This window comes from Veillonella sp. (assembly GCF_041333735.1).
GTDB lineage: Bacteria > Bacillota > Negativicutes > Veillonellales > Veillonellaceae > Veillonella.
Genome location: NZ_JBGKFB010000001.1, coordinates 1,221,814 through 1,247,057, shown reverse-complemented (window position 1 = coordinate 1,247,057; position 25,244 = coordinate 1,221,814). Strand labels below are relative to the sequence as shown.

The following is a 25,244-nucleotide window of genomic DNA, read 5'->3' as shown; positions in this document are numbered from 1 at the left end:
GGCCTTAGCCTTCTTTCTCAAGATTAAACATATCTTTGAATAAATCCCAGTACAAACCTTCTTCCTCTGTACCAGCGATTTCGTTGAAGTGAATCATCGGTTCACGCAACATTTTGCGGATGATCATGCGACTCATAGAGTCCATAATGCGGCGCTCTTTATCAGAAATATCAGGTAATTTTGCTAATGCCCGATGCAATTCACGACGGCGAATGCGTTCTGCTTTTTCAGTAAGCAATGCCATCATAGGACGCACCGTTAAATAGCTCAATTTGTCCAATAATTCTTCAATAGCATCGTGAATGATAGGCTCCGCACGACGAGCTTCCTCTTCGCGCTGTGCCTTATTTTCTTCTACTACGCTTTCAAGGGAGTCAATATTGAATAAATAAATACCTTCCATATCTGCCACAGCAGGATCGATATCGCGTGGTACCGCAATATCAATCATAACGATTGGCTCACCTTTGCGAAGGGAGGTAATTTTCTTTGCTTCACGTTCCGTAATAATATAGTGCGGCGCCCCTGTAGATGTAATGAGGATATCCGCATCTTTAGCGTAATCTACAAAGTTATCTAGCTTAACAGCTTTACCATTAAATCGCTCTGCTAGAGCCTCTGCCTTAGTAAAGGTTCTATTGGATACAAAAATCGTTTTTACGCCCTTTGCTTGTAGATGCGTTGCTGTCAACTCACTCATGGTGCCAGCACCTAAGATGAGCACCGTCGCTTCAGATAATGGTTTATCTAGGCTGTCCTCCGCAAGGTTAACAGCGGTGTAACTAACGGATACAGGCGTATTAGCAATACCTGTGTTCGTCCGTACCTTTTTACCAACACTGATAGCACGTTGGAATAAGATATTAAAAATTGTGCCTGTGCAACCTGCGCTATAAGCCTGAATATAAGCTCCTTTTAATTGGCTCAAAATTTGACCTTCCCCCAACACAAGGGAATCAAGACTTGCAGATACGCGGAATAGATGTTCAATGCAATCGCGCTCTTCATAGAAGAAAAAGGCATCTTCATCGATGTGGTCGGCACCTTTTAAATCCTTTAACACAGCCAGCATATATTCTTTAGGGAACTCTACACCTTCTAAAGCCGCATAGATTTCAGTTCTATTGCATGTAGACAATATAACGCATTCTGCTACACAGTCGAATTCATAGAGGCGGTTCAGTGCTGAAGCGACCTCGTCCTTATCAAACGAGAAACGCTCACGCACCTCAACAGCGGCACTTCTATGATTTAGACCTAATACCACTAATTTCATGGTCAAGTTTCTCCTCTATAGTCATCCACTCTCCCTTGAGAATGGCTTCAAAAGTTTCTACGGTCAGATGGTCTCGCCAAAATTTCTGTCGAGCCTCTGGGGTAGGAAGTAGTAACTTTACTTCTTCTCTAAATATTTTAAGTCTAGGCATAGCCTTTTGCAACTGACCATAACGATTCATCATATCTTGCTTTACGAGGCGATTGATACGAGGTCCTACGTTATTAGCGCTAATAGCGATATGAAGATCGCCTAGTTCAAGAGATGAAGGCACAGTAAATCTGCACGCCCTAGGGGCATCACTGCGATTAGTCCAAACGTGGTATTTTTTCCCCATATTATATAACGTATCGTTTAATTCGCTATTATCTGTGCAGATAAAGAACAAACTGCTCGTTATAATATGGTGTTCATCATCCATTGTGAAAGCACGGTCGTGCCAAGTGATACGATTATCCTTTGCCCATTGGCTAATCGTATCTGTTACATTGGGAGCAATCACGACAATGTTGCACGGCTCATCAATAAAGAGCTGTATTCGTCGCTCTGCGACCTCCCCGCCACCAACGAATAGAATTGTATCTTCAGTTGTAGGTTGAAATGTTATGGATACCATGGCTGTCCTACTATATATAAAAAAATCGGCTTGATGGTCAAGCCGATTTTCAATTGCCTACATGAATCGTTTCAGATATACGCCGATACGCCCCTTACGAGATGTACCTGTAATGGCTTCTACCTTCATTCGGCCACGACCACGCATAGAGATTACATCCCCTTCTTTAACCTCTTGGGATGCACCCTTAGCTGGTTGCCAGTTTACTTGCAATAATCCTGCATTAATAGCGCTCACCAATTTAGTACGAGACACGCTAAAACCAGAACTTGCCACCGCATCTAAGCGCAACGAAGCAACTGTAGTGCGGACTTCTTTAATTTTTTCTTCTTTTGGTGCAATATCTGATAGGTCAATAGCCTCTACAGACACGGAAACCATAGCGATTTTTGTGAAGTTTTGAATCACAAAGTCTGCTACGCTTTCATCCACCATAATTTGAGCGCCCCCTTGCTGAACGATAACGTCACCAAATTTGGAGCGATCAATGCCGAGCCCCATCAAGGAGCCTAGCACATCGCGATGGGTAAGCAATCGGAACCGTGGGTCCCAATTTACCTTAAGGGCGCGAATGCCCATGTCCACCGTACCGTTAAAGTCGCTATCTACAAAGGCGATACGGATACGTTCCGCCCCTTCATAGCCACCATCGGTCTTAACGATAAGCTGTGGGTAGTTAGCCTTGATTGCATCTGCAATGACAAGACCTGCAGGGCTCGTAAAGTCCGCCACGCGATAAGGGCGACCTTTTACAACCTGCTCAGCCAAGTCTAGCATGCGGCGAGCTTCCTCACCGCTGCCACTGGCTTCAAAATATCGAATTAATTTACTAGTATCTGCCAAAATTATTTCCCCAATTCATTCGACCGAGCAAGACATGCTACTACGCCGTCTTGGAGAGCACTGCGAAGTCCACCTTTTTCCATGGCACCAATACCGGCAATGGTCGTGCCACCTGGACTTGTTACTTGATCTCGTAGTACTGCTGGATGATTGCCGCTTTCAAGAGCCATCTTACCAGCACCATACATCGTTTGAGCCGCTGCCTTGATGGCCAAGTGACGAGGCAATCCAATGCGAACGCCCGCATCAGCTAACGCATCAAGAATGACGAACATATAGCCAGGGCCCGCACCAGATAGTGCACCTAAGCGATCTAAATCAGCTTCGCTTACCACGGCCACTTCGCCGACAGCCTCAAACAAGGCTTGCACAGCGCGACCTAAGTCTGTATTTACATCATCCCCTGCAAGAGCCGTCATGCCTGCACCGATAGAAGCCGGTGTATTTGGCATAGCTCTAAACCAGTTAGCTTGCGGAATCGCTGCATCTAGAGTATCTAAGGTAATACCTGCAGCAACGGAAATCATAACAGTCCCATAAGGTACTTCTTTTAACGTCTCTAATACAGATGGTAACACTTGTGGTTTTACAGCCAAGAGAATAGTATTGTACTCATGCACATTAGGCATAGTCGTAAAACCTACTACACCAAGCTCCTCTGTAAGAGCCTTACATTGTTCTTCGCGACGTACTAGAATGTGCGTATCACTTGCTTTCAACACGCCATGCTGTAATGCACCGCGCAATAAAGCGCCCCCCATCGAGCCAACGCCAATACATAAGGTTTTACCTAACATCGTTGTCACCACCGTTTATAGAGAAATTATTTGTTTTCCCAAGCGTATTCGTTTTGCTCAGTTTTGTTACTTTCATTATCAGAATAATCAATGGAAATATTTACAGGTACGCACATGAAAATGTCCTTACCCACCTTTTCCAATTTGCCATCCAATGCAAATGTCGCACCAGATACGAAGTCCACAATACGCGCTGCTTCATGAGGATCTGTATTTTCAAAGTTAATCAATACAGGACGCATGTCGCGCAATTGATGTGTAATATTTTCAGAATCTTCAAATACTTTTGGTTCAATTACAACTACTTTCATAGCTGTTGGACGTTGTGTCATCGTAGATTGGCCTCCTACCTTGCGTGGATGAAATTCAGATGCGCCGGATACAGGTGCTGCTGGAGCTACTGGAGCTGGTTCAGCTTCATATTCCTCATCATCTTCGTAGTCATAATCATCATATTCATAGTCATCATCATTTTTGCCTAAGAATAAGTTTTTTGCTTTGTCTAAATAATCTCCCAATGCCATTTGGATTTCCTCCTAATACATAACGCTACCGATTACTAGGCAACCCGAGCCTTAATAATACACACGTTCCCCAAAAATTGCTGTGCCTACACGAACAATATTAGCCCCTTCTTCCAAAGCGACTTCAAAGTCGTGAGTCATCCCCATAGATAAATATTGAATCTGCCCTTCTTCAAAATAGCCCTTCATATCCTCATACAAGGCATTGGCTATACGGAAGATTGGACGTGCTTCCTCTGGATCATCGAAAAATGGTGCCATACACATCAAGCCCCGAACACGGACATGAGGTAATGTCTTTGCATAGTCTCGTATTTCCGGAAACTCTTCAACGGTCATACCCGTTTTAGATGCTTCGCGAGCTACATTAACTTGCAACAATACATCTTGTACCTTATCGTGCTTTGCTGCCACCTTTTCGATTTCATCTAATAATTTACGGCTGTCTACAGAATGAATTAAATCAAACATAGGCACCGCTTGACGCACCTTATTGACCTGTAAATGACCAATCAAGTGCCATGTTAATTGTGGACCTTTATAGGTGAGCTGTTTTTCTTTGGCCTCTTGTACACGGTTTTCACCCACATGAGTTACACCGAGACGCGCCACCTCTTCCACCGCTGATACGGGATGGTTCTTGGTAACCGCTACCAATAATGCTGTATCTACGCGACCAACGCGCGCCATAGCATCCGCCATGCGCTGCTGTATAGCGTGTAGGGATTCTTCTATCATGTGATCCCCCTTCAATCTATATATAAAACCATAAAATATATTTGTATAGACTATTCTATTATATAGTATTTAGTATTGATTGTACATCATTTAGGTCTTATAAAGCCTATAAATCTATGTATGTATATACTACCATTCTTGTAGCATGCCAAATAAAGCCATGCGACCTGTTTTACCAGATTCCCGACGATAGGAATAACAAACTCTATCTGTTACTGTATCGGTACCGCCAATAGCGATATTTTCTTTAGGCACACCATTCACCATAAGTCCTTCGGCGATAAAGTTCCATAAGTTGATATAGGCTTTATCTAGTTTATCACCTGGATAGTTTACAATATCAGCCACACTACGGTCGGTCATACCACGCCAAGCTATTTCAAAACGTTTTCCTAACTCTACATCGACTTCAAAGGATTCTGGTCCAATGCTAGGCCCAAGATATACATAACAGTCTTTGAACTCAGTGCCGTAAGTTTCTTTCATAGCCTCAATAGTGAGCACCGGCAAATGACCAATGGCACCACGCCAGCCTGCATGTACCGTAGCGATAGCGTGATGCTTAGCATCATAAATACCTACAGCTACACAATCAGCAGTAAATAAAAATAGCGGTACATTCGGTAATTTTGTAAATACAGCATCACAATCGGCTATAGCTGTATCCTCTCCAAAGGCTCCAGCACCAACGAGATCTTCTGTGATTTCTACAGCTTTTAAACCATGTACTTGATTACCACAAGAGATTCGTTCTGGTTCAACACCTAAATATTCAGCAATAATAGCACGGTTTTCACGAACATACTTAGGCTCATCCCCTACGTGAAATGCTAAATTTAGTGATTCATAGGGCTCTTGAGATACACCACCATGACGGTACGTATCACCTATTGTAATAGGAAAACGATCTGCCCAATTAGGAGTTTCATAGGACCAAGTACCATGAGGACCTTTTACATCTATACGTTTTACAGATTCATTCATGAGTGCCTCCTATTTACAAACACCACAGCGCTTACAGCCTTGTACACATGGAGGTGTATACGCTTCATCGACGGAACGTTTCCATTCCATTTCAAGATATCCCTCATCCATGCCCATATCGAGATGACTCCACGGCAAGAATTCATCAAAGCTACGTTCACGATAGTTCATATCGTCCATATCAAGGCCTGCTGCCTTCATTTCAGACTTAAAGGACTTACTGCCACGATCTGCTGCACATGCCGCAAGAACAGCACCAAGACGGCGATCACCACGAGCTAGTACGCCTTGGATATACGCCTCTTTAGGTGATTCAACGAGCACCTCTATACGACGGTTCTTTTGCAATGCTTTTTTAATATATTGAAGTTTTTTCTCCACCGTTTTTTGATGATCCATAGCCATCCATTGGAATGGTGTAAAAGGCTTTGGAATAAATGGATTGATACTGAGCGTTAAACGACCTTTACAGCCTACCTCTGCCATATGGGCTTGCGTCCGTTCTGCCAGACCTACAATTGCTTCAATATCTTCGTCAGTTTCCGTTGGCAACCCAATCATAATGTAGAGTCGCATATGTTGGATACCAGACTTAGCGGATAAAGTGGCAGCATTTTGTAAATGCTCTTCGCTAATACCCTTATTAATTACGCGCCGCAATCGTTCACTGCCCGTTTCTGGCGCAATGGTAATCGTCTTTTGCCCACTATCTGCCAAGCCATCTACAACGGCTTGTGTTAAGGAGTCTGCCCGCAAGGATGCGCAAGAATAACGCATATCTTTAGAACGAATATAAGTAACTAACTCATCTACCTCTGGATAATCAGAAATAGCGGCCCCCATAAGGCCTACCTTTTTACCTAATTTCTCTGCTCTATCTACGCCTTCTTTTAATATGTCTAAAGGTCGTACGCGCGGTACACGGAAACAATACCCGGCCATACAGAATCGACAATGTCGTCCACAACCACGTGCCACCTCGATGATGTACATAGCGCCAAATTCTGTATAGTTTGTTGCTACTACGGTTTCGCCGCCACTAGTGAGCATTTCAAAGTGGCGTTTAATCGTCTTCGGCGCACCGTCTGCAATATCATAGCCTTTAAAGCCCCCATCTTCGCTATAAATCGGCACATATAAGGATGGGACGTACACGCCAGATACATTCGCTAATTGACGCAAAATAGCATGTCGATCTAGACCCTCCATTTTGCCATCGCGAATGATATCTAGAACGCGACTAACGATACCTTCCCCTTCACCGATGATGAAAGCATCGATAAAGTCAGCAAATGGCTCAGGATTAAAGGTAGCACATGGGCCACCGGCAATAACGATAGGATCAAATTCGGTGCGGTCCTTCCCCATAATAGGTACGCGTCCATGACGTAACATCAACGGAATATGAAAATAGTCCATTTCAAAGGTCACGTCAAAGGCCACCACATCAAATTGATGCATAGGCCGCTGTGTTTCAACACTCATCAACGGTGTCTTAGTCTTATCGTATGCTTCTAATTCCTTTTTCTCAGGCAAGAAGATACGTTCACATACGCTATCATTGCGTAAGTTGATTTCCTCATAAATAATGTGGAGACCAAGATTACTCATGCCTACAAAATATGTATTAGGATAGACGATAGCTACCTTCTGCCCTGCATGAGGGTTTACCGTTACCCGACTATCTTCGTCTTTATATAATGCTTGTAATCTATCAATTAAATCTTTACGATTCACTAATTTCCTTTCTATATAAGCCCACTACGAATAGTGGGCTTAAAAACATTTTATATATCGTTTGTATGTCTATATTTGTATGTCTATAAGAGTAGTATATAATACTTATCTTAACTATACTATAAGACCAAGAAACATTACAATTTAGATTTCAATTTATCCTTTGTATGAGAGGTCTTATCTTTAAGTGTTTTTACAATTTGAGGGCGATGTTTTTTTTCATAAGGGTAAATAACAACTTCCCCATCTTTGTATTCTGCAATGTATACCTCCTTAATTTTATAGCCTTGCTTTTCAACTTCTTCTTCTAGCCAATCCTGGCCTTTTTCAATTACATCTAATGTAAAATGATTAATCTGACCATCATCAATAAGGTCAAATTTAATATTTTCATCACCAAATTGAACAACGCTTAACTGACCATTTTGTTCTAGTACAGCACGTTTTACATCGGTTACATACTGAACACCAGCAGTACGCAATTTCAATTTAAGCTCTGCAGCTTGAATACCATAGCGCATACATTCATCTGTTAAAATATGACCTCGTTCAATTACAATGACTGGATGTCCATCTAGAATTGTTTTAAAGAAACGAAGATTACCTTTTAAGAACTTAAGAGTCATTACAAGAATAGTCCATAAAATGAGGACTAACATAAATTGTAAAATACCAATTTGATCATTATAAATGATGGCACCAATAATACCACCAAGTACATAGTTTTGCAATTGGTCAAGTGCAGAGGTTGGAGCTAAGTTCCCTTTCCCCATTAAGTTAATTTGTAAAATAATCGCCAAGAGACCAATGGCGAGTTTGGCAAAGACCATCCCATAGACGGCCATAGCTTCTGTCATATGTGGTCCTCCTTATGGTAATACATCCTCGACATCATGAATTCGATCAGTAGGGCTTACCTTATAGACACGGGTAATCGTATAGGTTGAAAACTCTGGGTTGAACTGAACCTCATAATAAGCATCATTAACCTTTAAAATCATACCATTACGAATCTTTAAGGAGTTAACCGCCAGTTGTTCACTTGGTATGGATTGATCAGTACTAAACGAATGTAGAAATTGAGCCATACGAGAAGAGTCTTCAGAGTATGTTTTCATTCGGTTATATTCTTGATACTCCAGTCCTAAGAAAAACACTACAACTAAAGACAAAATAACCAATAAATCACGATAGCGATTAGTAAAACCATTTCGCAATACCTGTACACCTAGAACAAGCAGTGCTAAAAGAATGGCAACAAAAACGATAAAGCCCCATGTTTGGCCTGTCACAGCCTGACTTTCAACATAGGCCAACGTGTAAAAATCCATATTGTTCTCCTTTCATATATTATTCTTTATTATATCACAAATAAATATGCTAATAACCAACAACGACTTATAAAAAATAGAGCTACCACAACGATAGCTCTATTAAACAGTTTCTATACTAATTTATTTACATTCACGGTACACGATGATATAAGCATGGGTATTCGCTGTAAAACCAGATTCTAATTCTAGTTCAACTTCTAAAACGGCATCGTCAACGTCACCTTTATAATACGCCTTACGTTGTTCCGCGGAATAGAAATACATAGCCGCATTATATTCATTACCTGCTTGTACTGGAATTGTGATAGTAACAGGCTGTGTTTCAACATTCTTTGTTTTAGTGCCTACATTATCCGTTGTGTAATATACGGATTCAATGGTATGTTCTCCTGGTGTTACTGCCACAATGACTTGACCATATTGACCAGTTTTATGATCAATAGTAGAAAGGTCCTTACCATCAACCTTTACAGATTTACCATAAATATGAAGAATCGCTTTATTAGCATTCTCTTGTACAAATTGTTGTTCACCGGCTTGTCGTTTTTTATTGAACTTCATAAATACGGCAAACAAAATGGCCCAAATGACTGCAACCGCCACGATGATAATAATAGTTGTAGAACTCATAGTATCTCTCCTTATACCAAAATATACTACACTGACTCTACGTTAACTATATCATACGTACTTGTATTACTCAATAAAAAGCGACCCCAAATGGGGTCGCTTTCAGTAAGCCTATGCTTATCAAGAAATTACTAATGTAATCTCTTATTTCAACCAGCTCATCAAGTTGCGAAGTTCTGCACCAACTGGTTCGATTGGATGGTTAGCAGCTGCTTCACGATGTTCTTTAAGGAATTTTTGACCATTTTTGGAGTCAGCCAAGAATTCGTCGGCGAATTTACCAGATTGGATATCAGCCAAGATTTGTTTCATAGCTTCTTTAGTTTCTGCAGTAATTACGCGAGGACCTGCATGGTAGTCACCATATTCAGCAGTGTTGGAAATGGAGTGGCGCATTTTTTGGAAGCCACCTTCGTAGATAAGGTCTACGATCAATTTCATTTCATGCAAGCATTCGAAGTAAGCGTTTACAGGTTCATAACCAGCTTCTGTTAATACTTCGAAACCAGTTTTGATCAATTCAGTAACACCGCCGCACAATACAGCTTGTTCACCGAAGAGGTCAGTTTCAGTTTCAGATTTGAAGTTAGTTTCCAAGATACCGGAACGGCCACCACCGATACCAGAAGCCCATGCTAATGCAACTTCTTCAGTATCACCAGATGGATCTTTTTCTACTGCGTACAAGCAAGGAACACCGGAGCCTTCTTGGTATGTACGACGTACTAAATGACCAGGGCCTTTAGGAGCTACCATGAATACGTTGATGTCTTCACGAGGTACGATTTTACCAAAGTGAATGTTGAAGCCGTGAGCAAATGCCAAGTATGCACCTTGTTTTAAGTTAGGAGCAATATCTTGTGCATATACGTCTGCTTGTAATTCGTCTGGAATCAATACCATAACGATGTCAGCACCTTTAACTGCTTCTGCAGTTTCTTTAACTGTAAGGCCTGCTTCTTCTGCAGCTTTCCAGCTAGAAGAACCACCACGAAGACCAATTGTTACGTCCATACCATTTTCTTTCAAGTTCAATGCATGCGCATGACCTTGGGAGCCGTAACCTAAAACTGTAATTTTTTTGCCTTCCAATTTGCTCAAATTACAATCTGCATCATAATAAACTGTAGTACCTAAAATTTTACCTGCCATACTAGACAACCTCCAATATATATTCAATAGAATATTTAATATATATACTGTACACAATCTCACAAATAAATGCAAGATTTGTAGTGTATATCGTAATTTATCGAATAGTCAAATAGACTAATCTACAACTTAAATTTGTACCCTTTTTGTATTAAGAAAAAATGAATTATCCCAGTTTTAGCTCTTACTTAACTATAATCCATGGGCGATTTTTCTCCCATACAACAGATACATCAATACCAAATACGTCGCTTAGAATTTCATCTGTCAAGATGTCTCGCTTCTTGCCTTTATACACAATGAGGCCATCTTTAATAATAGCTACATGTGTAATACTGGGCATAATCTCTTCAATTTGATGAGATACATAAATAAAAGGCTTATGCTCCTCTCGTGCCATATTCTCAACAGTTCTTAAGAATTGCTCACGAGCAGGCAAATCAAGTCCAGAACAAGGCTCATCTAAAATGAGCAAATCTGGATTAGCCATAATAGCACGTGCTAGTAAACCACGGCGCTGTTCACCAGCAGATAGTGTATGAAATCTATGGCCTTCCAAATAGGACAAACCAAATTCAGACAATAATTGCAGTCCTCGTTCACGTACTTCAGGCTCTACCTGTTGATAAATACCAATACTATTAAAAGCACCAGAAATAACAACATCTTCTACCACTTGTTTATCCAAGGTGGACTGGAATTGTCCAAGCGCCGAACTAACAAAGCCTAATCGGGCCTTGATCTTAGGCCATGCATATTTACCAAATTCATGACCAAATACGCGTAATAATCCTGTTGTAGGAATTTGGTAAGCTGGAATCATGCTGAGCATCGTCGATTTACCAGCCCCATTAAGACCTAATAAGGCCCAATTCTCTCCTTCTTCAACATGCCAATTAATGCCTTTTAAAATTTCGCGGCCTTCACGACGAAACTTGACGTCTTCATAATGGAGTAATTCACTACTCACACAACCATCTCCTAAATCTTTTCTCCACGGCTCATTGCTGTAATGCCAGTTTTGGCAATTTCAAGGACACCATAAGTTTCCATAATTTGAATGAAACCGCGTAATTTTTCTACGCTACCAATTACTTCAATAATCATAGAAGTAGGAGAAATATCGAGCACATTGCCACGATATACGTCGGCAATTTGTACTATTTGTGACCGTGTTGTAGCCGTTGCTTTTACCTTAATGAGCATCAATTCACGACATACTACATCATGATCTTCAAAAACTTTAACCTTTACAACATCAATGAGCTTGTAAATTTGTTTTTGAATTTGATCTAGGATGCGATCATCGGCCTCAACGGTGAGGGTAATGCGTGCATAGCCTGGTGTATTGGTAATACCAGATGTCATTTTTGTAACATTAAAGCCACGACGGTTAAAGAGTGCCAATATACGTGCACCAATGCCTGCTGTATTTTTTGCAATCACTAAGACTTGATGTTCTCTCGCCATTATAGCACCCCTTTCTTGCCCATCATCCCACTTACGGTACCGCCAGCTGGAATCATCGGCAATACATTATCTTCTCTTGCTACACGGCAATCCAAGATGATACTTTCATCAGATGTAATGAAAGATTTAAATTCTTTATTGAAATCCTCTACATTATCGATACGAGCAGCTTTCAAATCAAAGGCATCTGCCAATTTCAAGAAGTCTGGACTCGTTTCCAAATCTACATAGGAATAACGGCGGTTATTAAAGATTTGTTGCCATTGACGAACCATGCCAAGGTAACCATTATTAATGATAACAATCTTAATTGGTAAATTATATTGGCGAACCATCATGAGCTCTTCGAAGGTCATTTGGAATCCACCATCACCAACAACAAGGATAACTTGTTTATGAGGTGCCCCCACTTGAGCCCCAATTGCAGCTGGTAAACCATAGCCCATTGTACCTGCACCACCAGATGTAACAATGGTATGTGGTTTTTTATGAGTTAAGAATTGAGCCGCCCACATTTGATGTTGACCTACGTCAGTTACGATAACTGCATCTTCTTTGGCAATCCTATTAAGTTCAGACAAGACGTATTGTGGATGTAATACGCCATCTTTAGATTCAGGAATTACCATAGGGTATTCCGCTTGCCATTCGCGAATTTGAGCAATCCACGGTTCATGAGTTGTAGGTTCCACCAGTGTATTCAGTTCGGTTAAGACGCGCTTTAAATCACCTACGATTGGTACGTTAATAGTGACGTTCTTATCAATTTCTGCTGGATCGATATCGATATGAATGATTTTAGCTTTTTTACAGAAGAAATCAGGATGGCCTGTAATGCGGTCGTGGAAACGAATACCTGCAGCAATAACAAGGTCAGCTTCTTCCGTACTATTATTAGCCGCTACAGAGCCATGCATCCCTACCATACCAAGAGCTAACTCATGATTACCTGGGAAGCCACCAAGGCCAACTAAGGTATTTGTTACAGGGATTTGAGCTTTTTCTGCCAATTCCTTTAACTCATCCATAGCACCAGATTTCAATACACCAGCACCGGCAATAATAAGAGGGCGCTTTGCATTTTTAATGAGAGTAGCCGCTTTTTTAATTTGCCCTTGGTGACCTTTATAGGTTGGATCATATCCTTCAAGGTGAATCGGAACTTCATATAATTTATTGTATTCCGCCATGGATATTTTTTCTGTTTGAATATCCTTTGGAATATCAATGAGAACAGGACCAGGACGGCCTGTACCAGCAATAAAATATGCTTCTTTAATGATGCGAGGTAAGTCGCGAATATCTTGAACTAGGTAGTTATGTTTTGTAATTGGCATTGTAATACCTTGAATATCCGCTTCTTGGAAGGAGTCTTTGCCAATAAATGCACGACCAACCTGACCAGTAATGGCTACCATAGGTACTGAATCCATATACGCAGTCATAATACCTGTTACAAGGTTTGTTGCACCAGGACCAGAGGTAGCAAGACATACACCAACTTTACCGGATACGCGTGCATAACCATCTGCTGCATGTGCTGCACCTTGTTCATGACGAACAAAATAATGTTTAATTTCAGGGAAGCTATAAATTTCATCGTAAATTGGAATTACCGCGCCACCTGGATAACCAAACATGTCAGTTACACCAAGGCGATGCAATGTTTCAAGGACAATGCGTGCCCCATTGATTGTTTCTGCGCTCATAGGAACCCTTTCAACCAGCTATTCAGATAAAATCTCGCTGGAATTTAATCGTTTAATAATGTAACCATTATTTTTGAAAGTATCAATAATGTGTTGGATGTGTTCTTCACCATTTGTTTCTACAGTAACTTGCAATTCCACTTCGTGGAAGCGGTCAAGGTTTTTAAACTGATTGTGATCAAGTTTAATAACGTTTGCATCCGCATCGGCAAGCATTTGAGATACCGCAACCAATTGACCTGGTTTATCAGGAAGGTTAACGGAGAACGTAAAGATACGGCCACGCAATACGAGACCTTTATTGATCATAGAGGAAATAGTAAGTACGTCGATATTACCACCACTGACAATAGCTACCACTTTTTTGTCTTTGCAGTCTAATTTTTTTAGACCTGCTAGTGGTAAAATACCAGAGTTTTCTGCAACTAGCTTATGTTTTTCTACAAGCAATAAGAATGCTTCCATCAATTCATAGTCTGAAACAGTAACAATTTCATCTACGTATTTTTTGATATATTCTAATGTAGTTTCGCCGATTTGACGCACAGCAGTACCATCTGCAATGGTAGCCACTTCATTGAGTGGTACAGGATGATCAGCTTTTAATGCAGCGATGGCACTAGCAGCACCTTCCGGTTCTACACCAATAATCTTGATGCTAGGATTTTTTAATTTGGCAGCAGCTGCGATACCAGAAACAATGCCGCCGCCACCTACAGGAACTAACAATACATCTGCATCAGGCAATTCTTCAAGAACCTCTAACGCAATTGTACCTTGCCCTTCAATTACATCTTCATCATCGAAAGGATGAACGAACACATAACCGTGTTCTTGTTGGAGCTCCATCGCTTTTTGGTAAGCTTCATCATAAATCTCACCAGATAATACGACTTCAGCACCATATTGTTTCGTCGCATTCACCTTGATAAGAGGCGTATGTTTTGGCATAACGATTGTCGCTTTAATGCCTAGGCGTTTTGCCGCAAGAGCCACACCTTGTGCATGGTTGCCGGCAGACGCGGCGATAACGCCGCGCGCCTTTTCTTCTTCTGTTAATTTTGCGATTTTATTATACGCACCACGAACCTTAAAGGAACCTGTTATTTGTAAGTTTTCTGGCTTGATATATACATCATTGCCAGATTCATCGGAGAACACATCGCTGTGAAGCAATTTTGTTTTCACAGTGATTGTGCTAAGTCTCTCGCGAGCCTCCATAAAATCATACAACTTATGCATGGTCACCATCTCCTCTAGATAGTATTAAATTAAAGTCTAATATTAGTCTTCCAACACTTCAATAGCACCTTGTGCTGCAGAGGATACGTGAAGAGCGTATTTTTTAAGGTATCCAGTTACATTGGATTTGAATGGTTTCAATGCTGCTTTACGACGAGCGATTTCTTCATCAGAAACAGCCAATTCCAATTTGCCGTTTGGAATATCGATGTTGATGATATCGCCATCTTCAACAACCGCGATTGTACCACCAGCAGCTGCTTCTGGAGATACGTGACCAATAGATGCACCACGTGTAGCACCAGAGAAACGACCGTCAGTCAACAATGCTACATCTTTATCAAGACCCATACCTGCGATCATAGATGTTGGTGTCAACATTTCACGCATGCCAGGGCCACCTTTAGGACCTTCATAACGGATAACGACAACATCGCCTTTAACGATTTTACCGCCTGTAATAGCTTCAACAGCTTCTTCTTCGCTGTTGAATACCTTTGCTGGACCAGAGTGAACGAGCATATCTTCATCTACGGCACCTGCTTTTACAACGGAACCGTCTACTGCAAGGTTACCTTTTAGGACTGCGATACCGCCTGTTTCATGAACTGGATTATTCCATGGATGGATAACATCTTCATCCACAACATGAGCAGCCTCTGCAATTTCACCTTGTGTTTTAAGAGCTACAGTTTTGCAATCTGTATGCAAACGACCATTTTCTGCTAAGCGTTTCAATACCGCAGATACACCACCTGCAGCATACAAGTCTTCAATGAAGTATTTACCAGATGGAGAAAGTTTAGACAATTGAGGTGTATTTTGTGCAATACGATCAAAGTCATCTAAAGACAATGGAACACCTGCTTCGTGAGCGATAGCTGGCAAATGAAGTGCTGTATTAGAAGAGCCACCCAACGCCATATCTAGAGCTACTGCATTTTCAAAGGCTTCACGAGTCATGATGTCTTTAGGGCGAAGATTTGCTTTCAATACCTCTACAGCTTGCATACCTGCCAATTTAGCAAGACGTAAACGTTCAGAATATACAGCAGGGATTGTACCATTGCCAGGAAGGCCCATACCAAGAGCTTCAGTTAAGCAGTTCATTGTATTAGCTGTGTACATACCAGAGCAAGAACCACATGTAGGGCATGCAGTGTTTTCGATTTCAGCTAACTCAGCATCACCCATTTCACCAGTTTGATGTTTACCTACTGCTTCGAATACGTCAGACAAACCAATTTTTTTGCCATTATGTACGCCAGCAAGCATAGCGCCACCAGATACGAATACAGATGGAATGTTAAGACGAGCTGCAGCAATCAACATACCAGGTACTACTTTATCGCAGTTTGGAATGAATACCATAGCATCAAACGGTGTTGCCATAGCTGTTGCTTCGATGGAGTCAGCAATGATATTACGTGTTACCAAGGAGTATTTCATACCGATGTGGTTCATAGCCAAACCGTCGCAAATACCAATTGTATTGAACTCGATTGGCACACCACCTGCGTTGCGAATGCCGTCTTTTACGGCTTGTACAATATTTTTCAAGCCCACGTGACCAGGGATAATTTCGTTGAAAGAGTTCGCAATACCAATGACTGGTCTGCCCATTTCTTCATCAACAAAACCAAGAGCTTTTAGCAAAGATCTGTGTGGTGCACGTGCTACGCCTGTTTTTAAATTGTCACTTCTACAACTCATGTTAATCTCCTCACTTTTCTTGAAAGCATCCACTTGGATACTTTTCAACTTAATAAAAAAAGACGATTCTTATGAATCGTCTTAAAAGTTTACAAATGATATTCCTTTTGTTTACAGAATTCCTATGTACATAAACGACCTATGTATCCCTTGGAATAAATACACATAAGAAACAAACCGTATAGTCAAATCTTATTGATTGTATATTAAACCATTCGTGGAACCTTTAAGACAAAAACGTGTTAAGTTGTTGTTCATAATTCGAATGTCTTTAATAATCACGACGAGCGCGATAATCAACAAGCTAATGACTAAACCCAACATGTTTCCTCCTAAAGTAATCTGTAATCATAAAATAATAATAACACTTTATATAATGTCGTGCAATAAATATTCTATAGATTTATTATATAAATTTTTAAAGTTTACCATATATAAAAACTATAGCAAACACTAATGGATACAACACCTATATAGCAATCATACAAAATAAATAGATAACAAACCTATATAGTCCTCAGATTAAATGAAAAATCCCTCACCGTAGTGAGGGATTTATAGGCATTATAGAATACCGAATAGCCACATACCGAGGGTACCACCCCAGAAGTGAATTAAGAAGCTAACCACAGAAATAGCAAGGCCTACACGCCACCATGTTCCTTGTGGTACATAGCCTGCACCGAAGAAGATTGGTGTTACACCAGAGCTGTAATGCGTTAATGTACAGCCAGGGCTGTTCATCAAACCAAAGAGCAAGATGGTAAACGGAATTGGTGCACCCATTGCCACCAAGATTGCTGCAAAAGCGGAGAACAACGCTGTAATACGCGCTGTACCACTGGCAAAGAAATATTGAGAGTATACAAAGGTTGCAGAGATAATAAAGGATGCCCAGAACCAATCAATACCTACAAGATGTTGACTTACAAAATCTGCAAATACAGCTACAACACCTAATTTACCAAGTAAACCAGCCATACCTACAAGTGTACCCATCCAGATAAGGATATCCCAACCAGTGCGTTCACCGAGAATATCTTCCCAGGTAAGGGAGCCTGTAACTACACAAGCAAGAACGCCCATCATAGCAACTACTGTAGGATGTAACTTCGTCCAAATCGCTGTAGCCCAAAGTAAGATACAAAGTATAAAGATGATAGCCACAGAAATTTCAGCCTTCGTAATCGGCCCAAGCGCATCTAACTCCTTTTGAGCCATTTCAGCTGCTTGCGGAGTTTCTTTAATTTCAGGTGGATAGATTTTATAAATAAACCAAGGCATCAAAATCATGCAAAGTACACCAGGGATGACACCTGCTTGGAACCATTCCCACCAAGAAATATCATAGCCAAATAATTTGGCCCCTAATGATGTAATCAATAAGTTACCACTACACGCAGTTAAGAAGATTGTTACGGTTATTGTGTTTATCGTATGAGCCGTAGTCATCAAGTACGCCCCTATGCGACGTGCTGTACTACCATTCGGTTCAGAGTCAAACGCTAAGGAAATGTTTTGTACGATTGGGAAAATAATACCGCCCCCACGCGCCGTATTAGATGGCGTGGCAGGAGAAATAATAAGATCTGTACAAGCCAATGCATAAGCTAACTTTAAAGAACTAGTCCCAAATGAACGAATCAGAGTATACGCGATGCGCTTACCGAGACCAGAATTAATAATGCCTCTAGAAAAGAATACGGCAGCCACGATAAGCCATACATTAGCCTCAGCGTAACCACCTAATGCTTGCACCATGGTAATAGAATTTGTTGCTACTGCCGCAACAATACCAAAGAGTGCCATAATACCTGTTGGCCAAGGTCGTAAAATAAAACCTACAATTGTAGCCGTGAAGATAGCTAATAAATGCCAGCCTTCAGGCTTAATCGCCTCTGTGTGAGGCAAGAACCAAATCACAAGTCCTACCAGTACCGTCAGTGCGGCGCGTGTAAAGGTATTCATAGAACCTCCCTATCAAACTACACATATCAACAGTTACTGTTGATTATAAAACTATATGGCGGTCATTACACATAACCGCCATATAAATTAGCAACTTTCCAAAAATTCTTTAATCTTTGGATTAGAGCGCAATGTATCCATCTCTTCAGGAGTTAATAATTTCACCTTGTCCCGATCTTGGTTAACCAAACAAAGAAATCCGATATAATCTCCTTTATTAGCCCGGAATTGATGTATCGTTTTACCTGGAATCTCAATAAAATCACCAGCTTCTACATCATGGATCTCATCGCCTAATAAGACTTGACCCTTCCCACGGAATATCATAACCATATGTGTATGTTCATGATATTCAAGCGTAGAATACCCACCTGGCAAGCATTCAAAATAGCGGAATTGGCATGGAATATCAAAGGCCCCATCGTATAAAACTTGACGTGTTACATCTTTAAAAGGGCTACCATCTTGTTTATATACCAAGGTATCGACGCCATCCCACTTGAAATTTTTAGCATCAAACTTGCGTAACATTTTATTACCTCTTTATGAAAAAAGGCTGCATCGAAACAGTGTTTCAATACAGCCCTATGGGTTCGATTATTTGAAGAAACGTTTCAATGTTCCTAGTAAACCATGACTATGTTCTTGTACACCATCTGCAACGCTTTCTACTTCAAAGCCTGTACGTTCAACAGCTTTTGTAATAACTTCAACAGATGCTTTTTCTGGATCAAAAGAAACAGTCGCTGTTTTCTCTGGCAAATTTACCTCTGCGCTCAAAACACCAGGTAAACCAAGGGATGCACCTTCAACAGTTTCTTTACAGTTATTGCACATCATACCAGGTACAGTAAATACCTTTGTTACAACGCCATTATCTTCACCGCAACCACAATCTTTACACATAGTGATACCTCCTATTAATCATTAGCTTCTTTATGTTTATCGTCGTTTTTAGCCCCTGCTGTTACGTCGATAGTAGTCGCCTTTTTAACGGCTTCTTTCGTTTCATCAACAGCTTTTTTAGGGCCGGAAATAGCATCTTTAAATTCATTGATGCCCTTACCAATAGCTTTACCTACTTCAGGCAACTTACCAGGTCCGAAGATAACTAAAGCGATCACTAATATAACTATTAATTCAGGTGTTCCTATAGATCCCATATGTATCTCCTTTATATTTACTAAAACTTACATCTTTTAGTGTACATCATTATAGGCTGCCTTGTCCACATACCAGGTCACAGCTTCTTGTGAAAGCACAGCACCAGGCAATGTACGGCCAATGCGTTTTTCCCACGTTAAATCCTCGTAATCTTCGCGTTGGTATAAAACCTTTGTCAATGCAGTTCGCTTGCTTTCACCAGTCACAGTAAACCAGACAGCATCAGATTTTGCTAGGAAAGAAAATGTCATAGAAATGCGTTCCCATACCTTGCCATCTTCAACGGCCACTACATCTTGATCAGCTACGCGCAGTGCGTGAGAGCCTGCAAATAATCCTGCCGTATGACCATCCTCGCCTAGATCAAGCAACGCTAAATCAAGACCAGATTTTTTACATGCCTTTAGGACATTGCGAACCTCTTTTTCATATTCTTCAGCCGCTTCATGTACGGTTTTAGAATCCGTATTAATTGGCAAGAAATGAGCAGCTCCCTTTGCCTTGCATAGCAAATGAGGTTTTACGCGATTGAAGTAATTATCCTCATGCGCTTGTGGTAAGAAACGCTCATCAGTCCACAAGAAGAATATCCGTTCCCAATTAAGGCGCTCAATATATTCAGGAGAGTTAAGTAATTCTAACAAACCATTTATAACAGTACCCCCAGTAATACCAACGATGCACGTTTCAGTACGGCTAATTTCATCATTAGTAAAATCAATAAAATCCTCCGCCAATGCTTGGACTACATCACTAGGACCGTCATAACATTTAATTGTATCTTGAGCCATGTAATAATGACCTCCTAAAACTATTATAATAGTACTATTATATACACTTTTGCTTTTTTATGAAAGCAAAAACCGATGTAACTCAATATATAGAGCCACATCGGTTCGAATTATATTAGTAACTGCTTATAAAATACATGATATTTCAAAGAATTACAAGAGAATAATTATTATTTTTGACCAAATTTAGGGCGACGACGTTCTGTGAAAGCTCGTACACCTTCCTTAAAGTCTTCAGAAAGACCTAAGGAGCATTGATTTTCTACTTCAAACTTCTTGTACTCTTCCCAGCCAGATAAGAAGCTATTCCACATCATTTCTTTCATAACGCGGTAAGATTGGGCAGGACCTTTAGCTAATTTTTCAACAAGACGTCTTGTAGCAGTTTCTAAGTCCTCAGGTTCGCAAACTTTATATACAAAGCCCCATTCTTTGCCTTTTTCAGCAGATACAGCTTCGCCAGTCATAACGATATGCATAGCACGGTTCATACCAATAGCGCGAGTCAACAAGAACAACCCGCCTGCATCAGGAGCAAGACCTACGTTCACGAACGCTTGAATGAATCGTACATTGTTAGCTGCTACCACAAAGTCCGCTGCTAACGCCATATTAAATGCCGCACCTGCTGCAGCACCTTGAAGGCTCATAATAACAGGTTTAGGTAAGCGTTTCATAGCCATAGAAATTTGAGCTACGAGCTCAACAATTTCAAACAAGGATTCTGTATCGCCATCATTTACAGCCCGTTCCATTTCTGTTAAGTCACCGCCAGCAGAGAATACTTTACCCTCTGCATTGATTAGCAATGCACGCACACTTTCATCGTTGTGAGCTTTATCTAAGACCTCAAGAATCTCCTTACACATTTCGATGTTAAAACCGTTCGCCACTGCAGGACGATTAAATGTCAACGTACCGATACCATTATCTACTACGTATTGAATTGTATTATAAATCATATGAGTTCTCCTATATGAAAATCTATATTCGAAAAAATTCGATGATATATCTCTATTATAGGGGAATTAAATATAGATGTAAACGTAAAAATAAATTTCCACTCTAGCGACAATATTATATTAATCATAGTAAAAAAAACACCTGCAGACATTGTCTGCAGGTGTAATAACCTGTTTTCCAAATATTAACGTTTGGAGAATTGGCTTGCTTTGCGGGCTTTTTTAAGACCGTATTTTTTACGTTCTTTCATACGTGGGTCACGAGTCAAGAAGCCAGCTTTTTTCAAAGATTGACGAAGTTCGCCATCTACGTCCAATAACGCACGGGAGATACCGTGACGAATTGCACCAGCTTGACCGGAAGGACCGCCACCAGCTACAGTTGCGATTACATCGTATTGTTCAACTGTATTAGTCAAGTTCAAAGGTTGTTTTACGATCAATTCCAAAGTTTGGCGACCGAAATATTCATTAAGTTCACGTTTGTTAACAGTGATTTTACCTGTGCCCGGTACCAGACGAACTCTAGCAACGGAAGATTTTCTACGACCAGTGCCGTAATATTGTGCTACTGCCATTATATGTTCCTCCCTCTAGATTATCGTACGGAAATTTCTAATACTTCTGGTTTTTGAGCTGCATGTGGATGCTCAGGACCAGCGTATACGTTTAATTTACGGTATTGTTGTGCACCCAATTTATTTTTTGGAAGCATACCACGAACTGCCATTTCAACAACACGTTCAGGTTGTTTTTCAAGCATCATGGACAATTTAGTGAAACGGGAACCACCTGGGTAACCAGAGTGACGGAAGTATTCCTTTTGTTCCAATTTTTTACCAGTTACGCGAATTTTTTCTGCGTTTACAACGATCACATGGTCACCAGTGTCTACGTGTGGTGTGAAAGTTGGTTTATTTTTGCCCCGAAGAACTTTTGCAACTTCGGCAGCAAGGCGTCCTAAAGTTTTACCTTCAGCGTCAACAACATACCATTTCCGTTCGATTGTGTTCGGATTGGCCATAAATGTAGTTTTCATGCTGCATATCCTCCTAATAACGTCATAATTCTACCAAAATCAGCTAGTCCTCGCTTCCGGGGCTAATGGAAACACGACTAAAGCTTACTCAAAATAGTATACAGATTTTGGTGTTCTATGTCAATTGTTTTTTACACTGTTATAGCCCATTAACAGTGATATGTCATAAAGAAAAAACCACCCAATTCTGAGTGGTTTTCCCATAAGCGCCAAATTATTTGGAGTACAATTCGACGATAAGTGTTTCGTTAACTTCGATAGGAAGTTCTTCACGTTGAGGAAGACGAGTGAAAGTGCCTTTGAAGCCTTCCAAGTCTTTTTCAATGTAAGGAAGTTCGAAAGAACGAAGTTCTTGGAAATTAGTTTTGAACATTTCGTTGTCGCGGGAAGCTTCACGAAGTTCAATAACATCACCTGGTTTGCAGGAGTAGGATGGAATGTCAACACGACGACCATTTACCAAGATGTGGCCATGGTTTACCATTTGACGAGCTTGACGAATGGAGTTACCGAAGCCGATGCGATATACAAGGTTATCAAGACGTTGTTCCAAAAGGATCAACATGTTTTGACCTGTAACACCTTGCATTTTTTTCGCTTTATCATAATAGCGTACGAACTGGCGTTCTAGCAAGTTGTAGTAAGCTTTAACTTTTTGTTTTTCTAATAATTGTGTGCCATACTCAGACATTTTTTTCTGACGTTGGTCTTTTTTGACGCGATTCAAGGCTTTTGCGTGACCGAATACGTTCACACCAAAGCGACGACAAAGTTTGAATCGAGCCTCTCTTCTCGTTGCCATGTGATTATCACCTCATAAGATTAATATAAACCTGTACCTACACAGAATGGTACCCATGTATAATATCATTTTCATTTACTTATGTCAATTATTGATAATTGTGAAAGTCATTGAAATAAGTGCATAATCGCATTTATTTATCACGATTTTTTACGATAATATTGCCCACTATATCGATTGTGCATGATTCATCATATTTTATAGATTTAGATGAAAAAACAATTATAGTATGCTACAATATGAGTAAGAAAGGTAATAGGTATCATTGGAGTTTTATGTCAATATTGGGGGAATACTATGAAAGAGTTACCTACAATGCAAGAGCTACAAAGTTTTATTACCTATAATAAAACAGGAAGCTTTACATTAGCTGCACAATCTATGAATATTACACAATCAGCTTTCAGCGCTCAAATGAAAAAATTAGAGCGTCTAGTTGGTGTGAAATTAATATCCCGCTCTACAAGAGGTAGCCGTTTGACGCCTGAAGGCGAGTTATTCCTACCAGAAGCAGAGCAAGTTCTTGACACATTGGAACGCGCTATCCAATCGATTCGTTTAGCCAGCAAGGTAGAGCGTCCAATATTAAATATTGGTGTATTACGTAGTTTAGGTGATATCCGCCTCAATGGCTATGTATCTCACTTCTTCCAAAACCATCCTGAGTTTTCAGTTAGCATTTACGACATGGAAGAAGAAGAATTGATGCTCGACTTACGCGAAAATCGTATTGACATCGCTCTCCTCTACTTACCAAACAACAAAGATATGTCAGCCTATGAATCTACGGCCCTTCGGGAGGACGAATTCGTATACTATGCTCCAAACATTATCGATGGTATGGAAGTTGCTAGTTTGAAAGCAATTCAGCAACAACCGTTGCTTATGTATCCACCTAAGTACTTTATGTATCGCACATTGAAAAACTATGTGGGTAACGGCCAACAAAATCTACATATTAGAGGCAGCCGTTTATCCAACCCATATACAATGATCGACTACTGCAAAAAAAATAAATCTGGCTGCATCGTAGCACGCCAAATCTTAAATTCTTTAAATATCAATGATGGCTTCATACCTTTAGAAAAACCATTTAAACTACAAGTGTGCTTCGCATTCAAGAAAAATAACTCTAAATCTGAAACAATGCATACCTTTATGGACTATGTACAAAGCGAATCACCAGCACGTTTATAAGAACGACTCAAAGCCTGTACACAAATACGTGTACAGGCTTTTTTTATTGCCCTCTACCGCAACAAGTTGTAAAATAGAGAATAGATTTCAATTAATATTGTGAGGTTATTATGCTATTATCTATTTTCTTCTTTATATTAGCTGGTTTAGCTGAAATTGGTGGCGGTTATTTAGTATGGCTGTATATGCGTGACGACAAAAGTCCTGTCTATTTACTGGCCGGTGCCATCATCCTATTTTTATACGGCATCATCCCTACCTTCCAACCAGAAGCCAGCTTCGGCAAAGTTTACGCAGCCTATGGTGGCGTATTTATCGCCCTCTCCATCCTATGGGGTTGGCTCATCGATGGTTTACGACCAGACACATATGATATCATCGGCGGTCTCGTATGTCTTGTAGGTGTCTATATCATCATGTACGCGCCGCGTTAAATACTAAAAATCCAACTGCTACATAAAGTACATAAAGTGCAAAGAGTACAACTACTACAGTTGTACTCTTACTTTTTATTTCTATAACAAAAAAGCGGTCATCCGAAGATAACCGCTTACGT

Annotated in this window: 29 protein-coding genes; 2 read left to right on the top strand and 27 right to left on the bottom strand. The window is 40.5% G+C overall.

Annotated elements, in window-relative coordinates; all coding sequences use genetic code 11:
* Positions 1-4: 4 nt before the first annotated feature.
* The 27 genes from hemA to rpsD form a co-directional block, all read right to left on the bottom strand.
* Entirely contained in the window at positions 5-1,276 is a 1,272-nt protein-coding gene (gene hemA / locus ACDF53_RS05710) for a glutamyl-tRNA reductase (RefSeq protein ID WP_105094157.1), read from the bottom strand.
* Positions 1,245-1,892, bottom strand: a complete 648-nt coding sequence (locus tag ACDF53_RS05705; protein ID WP_370815696.1) for a bifunctional precorrin-2 dehydrogenase/sirohydrochlorin ferrochelatase — start codon at positions 1,890-1,892, stop codon at positions 1,245-1,247. The genes hemA and ACDF53_RS05705 overlap by 32 nt, the downstream gene beginning before the upstream one ends.
* 57 nt (positions 1,893-1,949) lie before the next feature.
* Positions 1,950-2,735 (bottom strand): RNA-binding protein, encoded by a 786-nt coding sequence (locus ACDF53_RS05700; protein WP_105084894.1) that lies wholly within the window; start codon positions 2,733-2,735, stop codon positions 1,950-1,952.
* Positions 2,736-2,737: 2 nt separating this feature from the next.
* Positions 2,738-3,532: a pyrroline-5-carboxylate reductase gene (gene proC / locus ACDF53_RS05695; protein ID WP_370815695.1), complete on the bottom strand. Its 795-nt coding sequence runs from the start codon at positions 3,530-3,532 to the stop codon at positions 2,738-2,740.
* Between the two features lie 26 nt (positions 3,533-3,558).
* Positions 3,559-4,056, bottom strand: a complete 498-nt coding sequence (locus tag ACDF53_RS05690) for a cell division protein SepF (protein WP_295867637.1) — start codon at positions 4,054-4,056, stop codon at positions 3,559-3,561.
* Positions 4,057-4,107: 51 nt separating this feature from the next.
* Entirely contained in the window at positions 4,108-4,794 is a 687-nt protein-coding gene (locus ACDF53_RS05685) for a YggS family pyridoxal phosphate-dependent enzyme (protein WP_295837935.1), read from the bottom strand.
* A 129-nt stretch (positions 4,795-4,923) separates the two neighbouring features.
* The gene (gene pgeF, locus ACDF53_RS05680) at positions 4,924-5,778 is read right to left on the bottom strand and encodes a peptidoglycan editing factor PgeF (protein WP_370815694.1); all 855 of its coding nucleotides are present in this window, start codon (positions 5,776-5,778) and stop codon (positions 4,924-4,926) included.
* 9 nt (positions 5,779-5,787) lie between these two features.
* On the bottom strand, positions 5,788-7,515 hold the full coding sequence (locus ACDF53_RS05675) for a radical SAM protein (RefSeq protein ID WP_370815693.1): 1,728 nt from the start codon (positions 7,513-7,515) through the stop codon (positions 5,788-5,790).
* A 137-nt stretch (positions 7,516-7,652) separates the two neighbouring features.
* Positions 7,653-8,372: a DUF421 domain-containing protein gene (locus tag ACDF53_RS05670; RefSeq protein WP_370815692.1), complete on the bottom strand. Its 720-nt coding sequence runs from the start codon at positions 8,370-8,372 to the stop codon at positions 7,653-7,655.
* A gap of 12 nt (positions 8,373-8,384) precedes the next feature.
* Complete coding sequence (locus ACDF53_RS05665) at positions 8,385-8,846, bottom strand: DUF3290 family protein (RefSeq protein ID WP_129823898.1); 462 nt, start codon at positions 8,844-8,846, stop codon at positions 8,385-8,387.
* 123 nt (positions 8,847-8,969) lie between these two features.
* Positions 8,970-9,479, bottom strand: coding sequence for a hypothetical protein (locus tag ACDF53_RS05660; protein ID WP_370815691.1), 510 nt, complete (start codon positions 9,477-9,479; stop codon positions 8,970-8,972).
* A 144-nt stretch (positions 9,480-9,623) separates the two neighbouring features.
* Positions 9,624-10,631 carry a ketol-acid reductoisomerase gene (gene ilvC, locus ACDF53_RS05655; RefSeq protein ID WP_370815690.1) on the bottom strand — a complete coding sequence of 336 codons (1,008 nt, stop codon included), beginning with the start codon at positions 10,629-10,631 and terminating at the stop codon, positions 9,624-9,626.
* Between the two features lie 184 nt (positions 10,632-10,815).
* Positions 10,816-11,601 carry an ABC transporter ATP-binding protein gene (locus ACDF53_RS05650; RefSeq protein WP_370815689.1) on the bottom strand — a complete coding sequence of 262 codons (786 nt, stop codon included), beginning with the start codon at positions 11,599-11,601 and terminating at the stop codon, positions 10,816-10,818.
* Between the two features lie 11 nt (positions 11,602-11,612).
* Positions 11,613-12,101, bottom strand: coding sequence for an acetolactate synthase small subunit (gene ilvN / locus ACDF53_RS05645; protein WP_316596506.1), 489 nt, complete (start codon positions 12,099-12,101; stop codon positions 11,613-11,615).
* On the bottom strand, positions 12,101-13,810 hold the full coding sequence (gene ilvB, locus ACDF53_RS05640) for a biosynthetic-type acetolactate synthase large subunit (protein ID WP_370815688.1): 1,710 nt from the start codon (positions 13,808-13,810) through the stop codon (positions 12,101-12,103). Before ilvB ends, ilvN begins: the two co-directional genes overlap by 1 nt.
* An 18-nt stretch (positions 13,811-13,828) precedes the next feature.
* On the bottom strand, positions 13,829-15,052 hold the full coding sequence (ilvA, locus tag ACDF53_RS05635) for a threonine ammonia-lyase (protein WP_370815687.1): 1,224 nt from the start codon (positions 15,050-15,052) through the stop codon (positions 13,829-13,831).
* A 42-nt stretch (positions 15,053-15,094) separates the two neighbouring features.
* On the bottom strand, positions 15,095-16,765 hold the full coding sequence (gene ilvD / locus ACDF53_RS05630; RefSeq protein WP_370815686.1) for a dihydroxy-acid dehydratase: 1,671 nt from the start codon (positions 16,763-16,765) through the stop codon (positions 15,095-15,097).
* A 192-nt stretch (positions 16,766-16,957) separates the two neighbouring features.
* A complete protein-coding gene (locus ACDF53_RS05625) occupies positions 16,958-17,089 on the bottom strand; it encodes a hypothetical protein (RefSeq protein WP_267471744.1) in 132 nt (43 codons plus the stop codon).
* 240 nt (positions 17,090-17,329) lie between these two features.
* The gene (locus tag ACDF53_RS05620; protein WP_370815685.1) at positions 17,330-18,733 is read right to left on the bottom strand and encodes a DASS family sodium-coupled anion symporter; all 1,404 of its coding nucleotides are present in this window, start codon (positions 18,731-18,733) and stop codon (positions 17,330-17,332) included.
* 87 nt (positions 18,734-18,820) lie between these two features.
* Positions 18,821-19,264 carry a cupin domain-containing protein gene (locus ACDF53_RS05615; RefSeq protein ID WP_370815684.1) on the bottom strand — a complete coding sequence of 148 codons (444 nt, stop codon included), beginning with the start codon at positions 19,262-19,264 and terminating at the stop codon, positions 18,821-18,823.
* Positions 19,265-19,330: 66 nt separating this feature from the next.
* Positions 19,331-19,639 carry a heavy-metal-associated domain-containing protein gene (locus tag ACDF53_RS05610; RefSeq protein WP_370815683.1) on the bottom strand — a complete coding sequence of 103 codons (309 nt, stop codon included), beginning with the start codon at positions 19,637-19,639 and terminating at the stop codon, positions 19,331-19,333.
* 14 nt (positions 19,640-19,653) lie between these two features.
* Positions 19,654-19,896, bottom strand: coding sequence for a twin-arginine translocase TatA/TatE family subunit (locus ACDF53_RS05605; RefSeq protein WP_004695192.1), 243 nt, complete (start codon positions 19,894-19,896; stop codon positions 19,654-19,656).
* Between the two features lie 36 nt (positions 19,897-19,932).
* Positions 19,933-20,688 carry a 6-phosphogluconolactonase gene (gene pgl / locus ACDF53_RS05600; RefSeq protein ID WP_060923795.1) on the bottom strand — a complete coding sequence of 252 codons (756 nt, stop codon included), beginning with the start codon at positions 20,686-20,688 and terminating at the stop codon, positions 19,933-19,935.
* Positions 20,689-20,858: 170 nt separating this feature from the next.
* The gene (locus ACDF53_RS05595) at positions 20,859-21,650 is read right to left on the bottom strand and encodes an enoyl-CoA hydratase (RefSeq protein WP_296008561.1); all 792 of its coding nucleotides are present in this window, start codon (positions 21,648-21,650) and stop codon (positions 20,859-20,861) included.
* Positions 21,651-21,835: 185 nt separating this feature from the next.
* A complete protein-coding gene (gene rpsI / locus ACDF53_RS05590) occupies positions 21,836-22,228 on the bottom strand; it encodes a 30S ribosomal protein S9 (protein ID WP_005377846.1) in 393 nt (130 codons plus the stop codon).
* Between the two features lie 20 nt (positions 22,229-22,248).
* Complete coding sequence (gene rplM, locus ACDF53_RS05585; RefSeq protein WP_005381375.1) at positions 22,249-22,689, bottom strand: 50S ribosomal protein L13; 441 nt, start codon at positions 22,687-22,689, stop codon at positions 22,249-22,251.
* Between the two features lie 214 nt (positions 22,690-22,903).
* Positions 22,904-23,491, bottom strand: coding sequence for a 30S ribosomal protein S4 (rpsD, locus tag ACDF53_RS05580; RefSeq protein WP_295287217.1), 588 nt, complete (start codon positions 23,489-23,491; stop codon positions 22,904-22,906).
* A gap of 297 nt (positions 23,492-23,788) precedes the next feature.
* On the opposite strand from rpsD, the gene ACDF53_RS05575 reads away from it, so the two are divergent.
* Together ACDF53_RS05575 and ACDF53_RS05570 are read left to right on the top strand one after the other, a co-directional pair.
* The gene (locus ACDF53_RS05575; RefSeq protein WP_105094174.1) at positions 23,789-24,688 is read left to right on the top strand and encodes a LysR family transcriptional regulator; all 900 of its coding nucleotides are present in this window, start codon (positions 23,789-23,791) and stop codon (positions 24,686-24,688) included.
* Between the two features lie 110 nt (positions 24,689-24,798).
* Complete coding sequence (locus ACDF53_RS05570; RefSeq protein WP_105089692.1) at positions 24,799-25,122, top strand: YnfA family protein; 324 nt, start codon at positions 24,799-24,801, stop codon at positions 25,120-25,122.
* Positions 25,123-25,244 lie beyond the last annotated feature (122 nt).

Coding starts and splice junctions, on each gene's coding strand:
- hemA (WP_105094157.1), bottom strand. CDS start 1,276: ATGAAATTAGTGGTATTAGGTCTAAATCATAGAAGTGCCGCTGTTGAG.
- ACDF53_RS05705 (WP_370815696.1), bottom strand. CDS start 1,892: ATGGTATCCATAACATTTCAACCTACAACTGAAGATACAATTCTATTC.
- proC (WP_370815695.1), bottom strand. CDS start 3,532: ATGTTAGGTAAAACCTTATGTATTGGCGTTGGCTCGATGGGGGGCGCT.
- ACDF53_RS05690 (WP_295867637.1), bottom strand. CDS start 4,056: ATGGCATTGGGAGATTATTTAGACAAAGCAAAAAACTTATTCTTAGGC.
- ACDF53_RS05685 (WP_295837935.1), bottom strand. CDS start 4,794: ATGATAGAAGAATCCCTACACGCTATACAGCAGCGCATGGCGGATGCT.
- pgeF (WP_370815694.1), bottom strand. CDS start 5,778: ATGAATGAATCTGTAAAACGTATAGATGTAAAAGGTCCTCATGGTACT.
- ACDF53_RS05670 (WP_370815692.1), bottom strand. CDS start 8,372: ATGACAGAAGCTATGGCCGTCTATGGGATGGTCTTTGCCAAACTCGCC.
- ACDF53_RS05665 (WP_129823898.1), bottom strand. CDS start 8,846: ATGGATTTTTACACGTTGGCCTATGTTGAAAGTCAGGCTGTGACAGGC.
- ACDF53_RS05660 (WP_370815691.1), bottom strand. CDS start 9,479: ATGAGTTCTACAACTATTATTATCATCGTGGCGGTTGCAGTCATTTGG.
- ilvC (WP_370815690.1), bottom strand. CDS start 10,631: ATGGCAGGTAAAATTTTAGGTACTACAGTTTATTATGATGCAGATTGT.
- ilvN (WP_316596506.1), bottom strand. CDS start 12,101: ATGGCGAGAGAACATCAAGTCTTAGTGATTGCAAAAAATACAGCAGGC.
- ilvB (WP_370815688.1), bottom strand. CDS start 13,810: ATGAGCGCAGAAACAATCAATGGGGCACGCATTGTCCTTGAAACATTG.
- ilvA (WP_370815687.1), bottom strand. CDS start 15,052: ATGCATAAGTTGTATGATTTTATGGAGGCTCGCGAGAGACTTAGCACA.
- ilvD (WP_370815686.1), bottom strand. CDS start 16,765: ATGAGTTGTAGAAGTGACAATTTAAAAACAGGCGTAGCACGTGCACCA.
- ACDF53_RS05625 (WP_267471744.1), bottom strand. CDS start 17,089: ATGTTGGGTTTAGTCATTAGCTTGTTGATTATCGCGCTCGTCGTGATT.
- ACDF53_RS05620 (WP_370815685.1), bottom strand. CDS start 18,733: ATGAATACCTTTACACGCGCCGCACTGACGGTACTGGTAGGACTTGTG.
- ACDF53_RS05615 (WP_370815684.1), bottom strand. CDS start 19,264: ATGTTACGCAAGTTTGATGCTAAAAATTTCAAGTGGGATGGCGTCGAT.
- ACDF53_RS05610 (WP_370815683.1), bottom strand. CDS start 19,639: ATGTGTAAAGATTGTGGTTGCGGTGAAGATAATGGCGTTGTAACAAAG.
- ACDF53_RS05605 (WP_004695192.1), bottom strand. CDS start 19,896: ATGGGATCTATAGGAACACCTGAATTAATAGTTATATTAGTGATCGCT.
- pgl (WP_060923795.1), bottom strand. CDS start 20,688: ATGGCTCAAGATACAATTAAATGTTATGACGGTCCTAGTGATGTAGTC.
- ACDF53_RS05595 (WP_296008561.1), bottom strand. CDS start 21,650: ATGATTTATAATACAATTCAATACGTAGTAGATAATGGTATCGGTACG.
- rpsI (WP_005377846.1), bottom strand. CDS start 22,228: ATGGCAGTAGCACAATATTACGGCACTGGTCGTAGAAAATCTTCCGTT.
- rplM (WP_005381375.1), bottom strand. CDS start 22,689: ATGAAAACTACATTTATGGCCAATCCGAACACAATCGAACGGAAATGG.
- rpsD (WP_295287217.1), bottom strand. CDS start 23,491: ATGGCAACGAGAAGAGAGGCTCGATTCAAACTTTGTCGTCGCTTTGGT.
- ACDF53_RS05575 (WP_105094174.1), top strand. CDS start 23,789: ATGAAAGAGTTACCTACAATGCAAGAGCTACAAAGTTTTATTACCTAT.
- ACDF53_RS05570 (WP_105089692.1), top strand. CDS start 24,799: ATGCTATTATCTATTTTCTTCTTTATATTAGCTGGTTTAGCTGAAATT.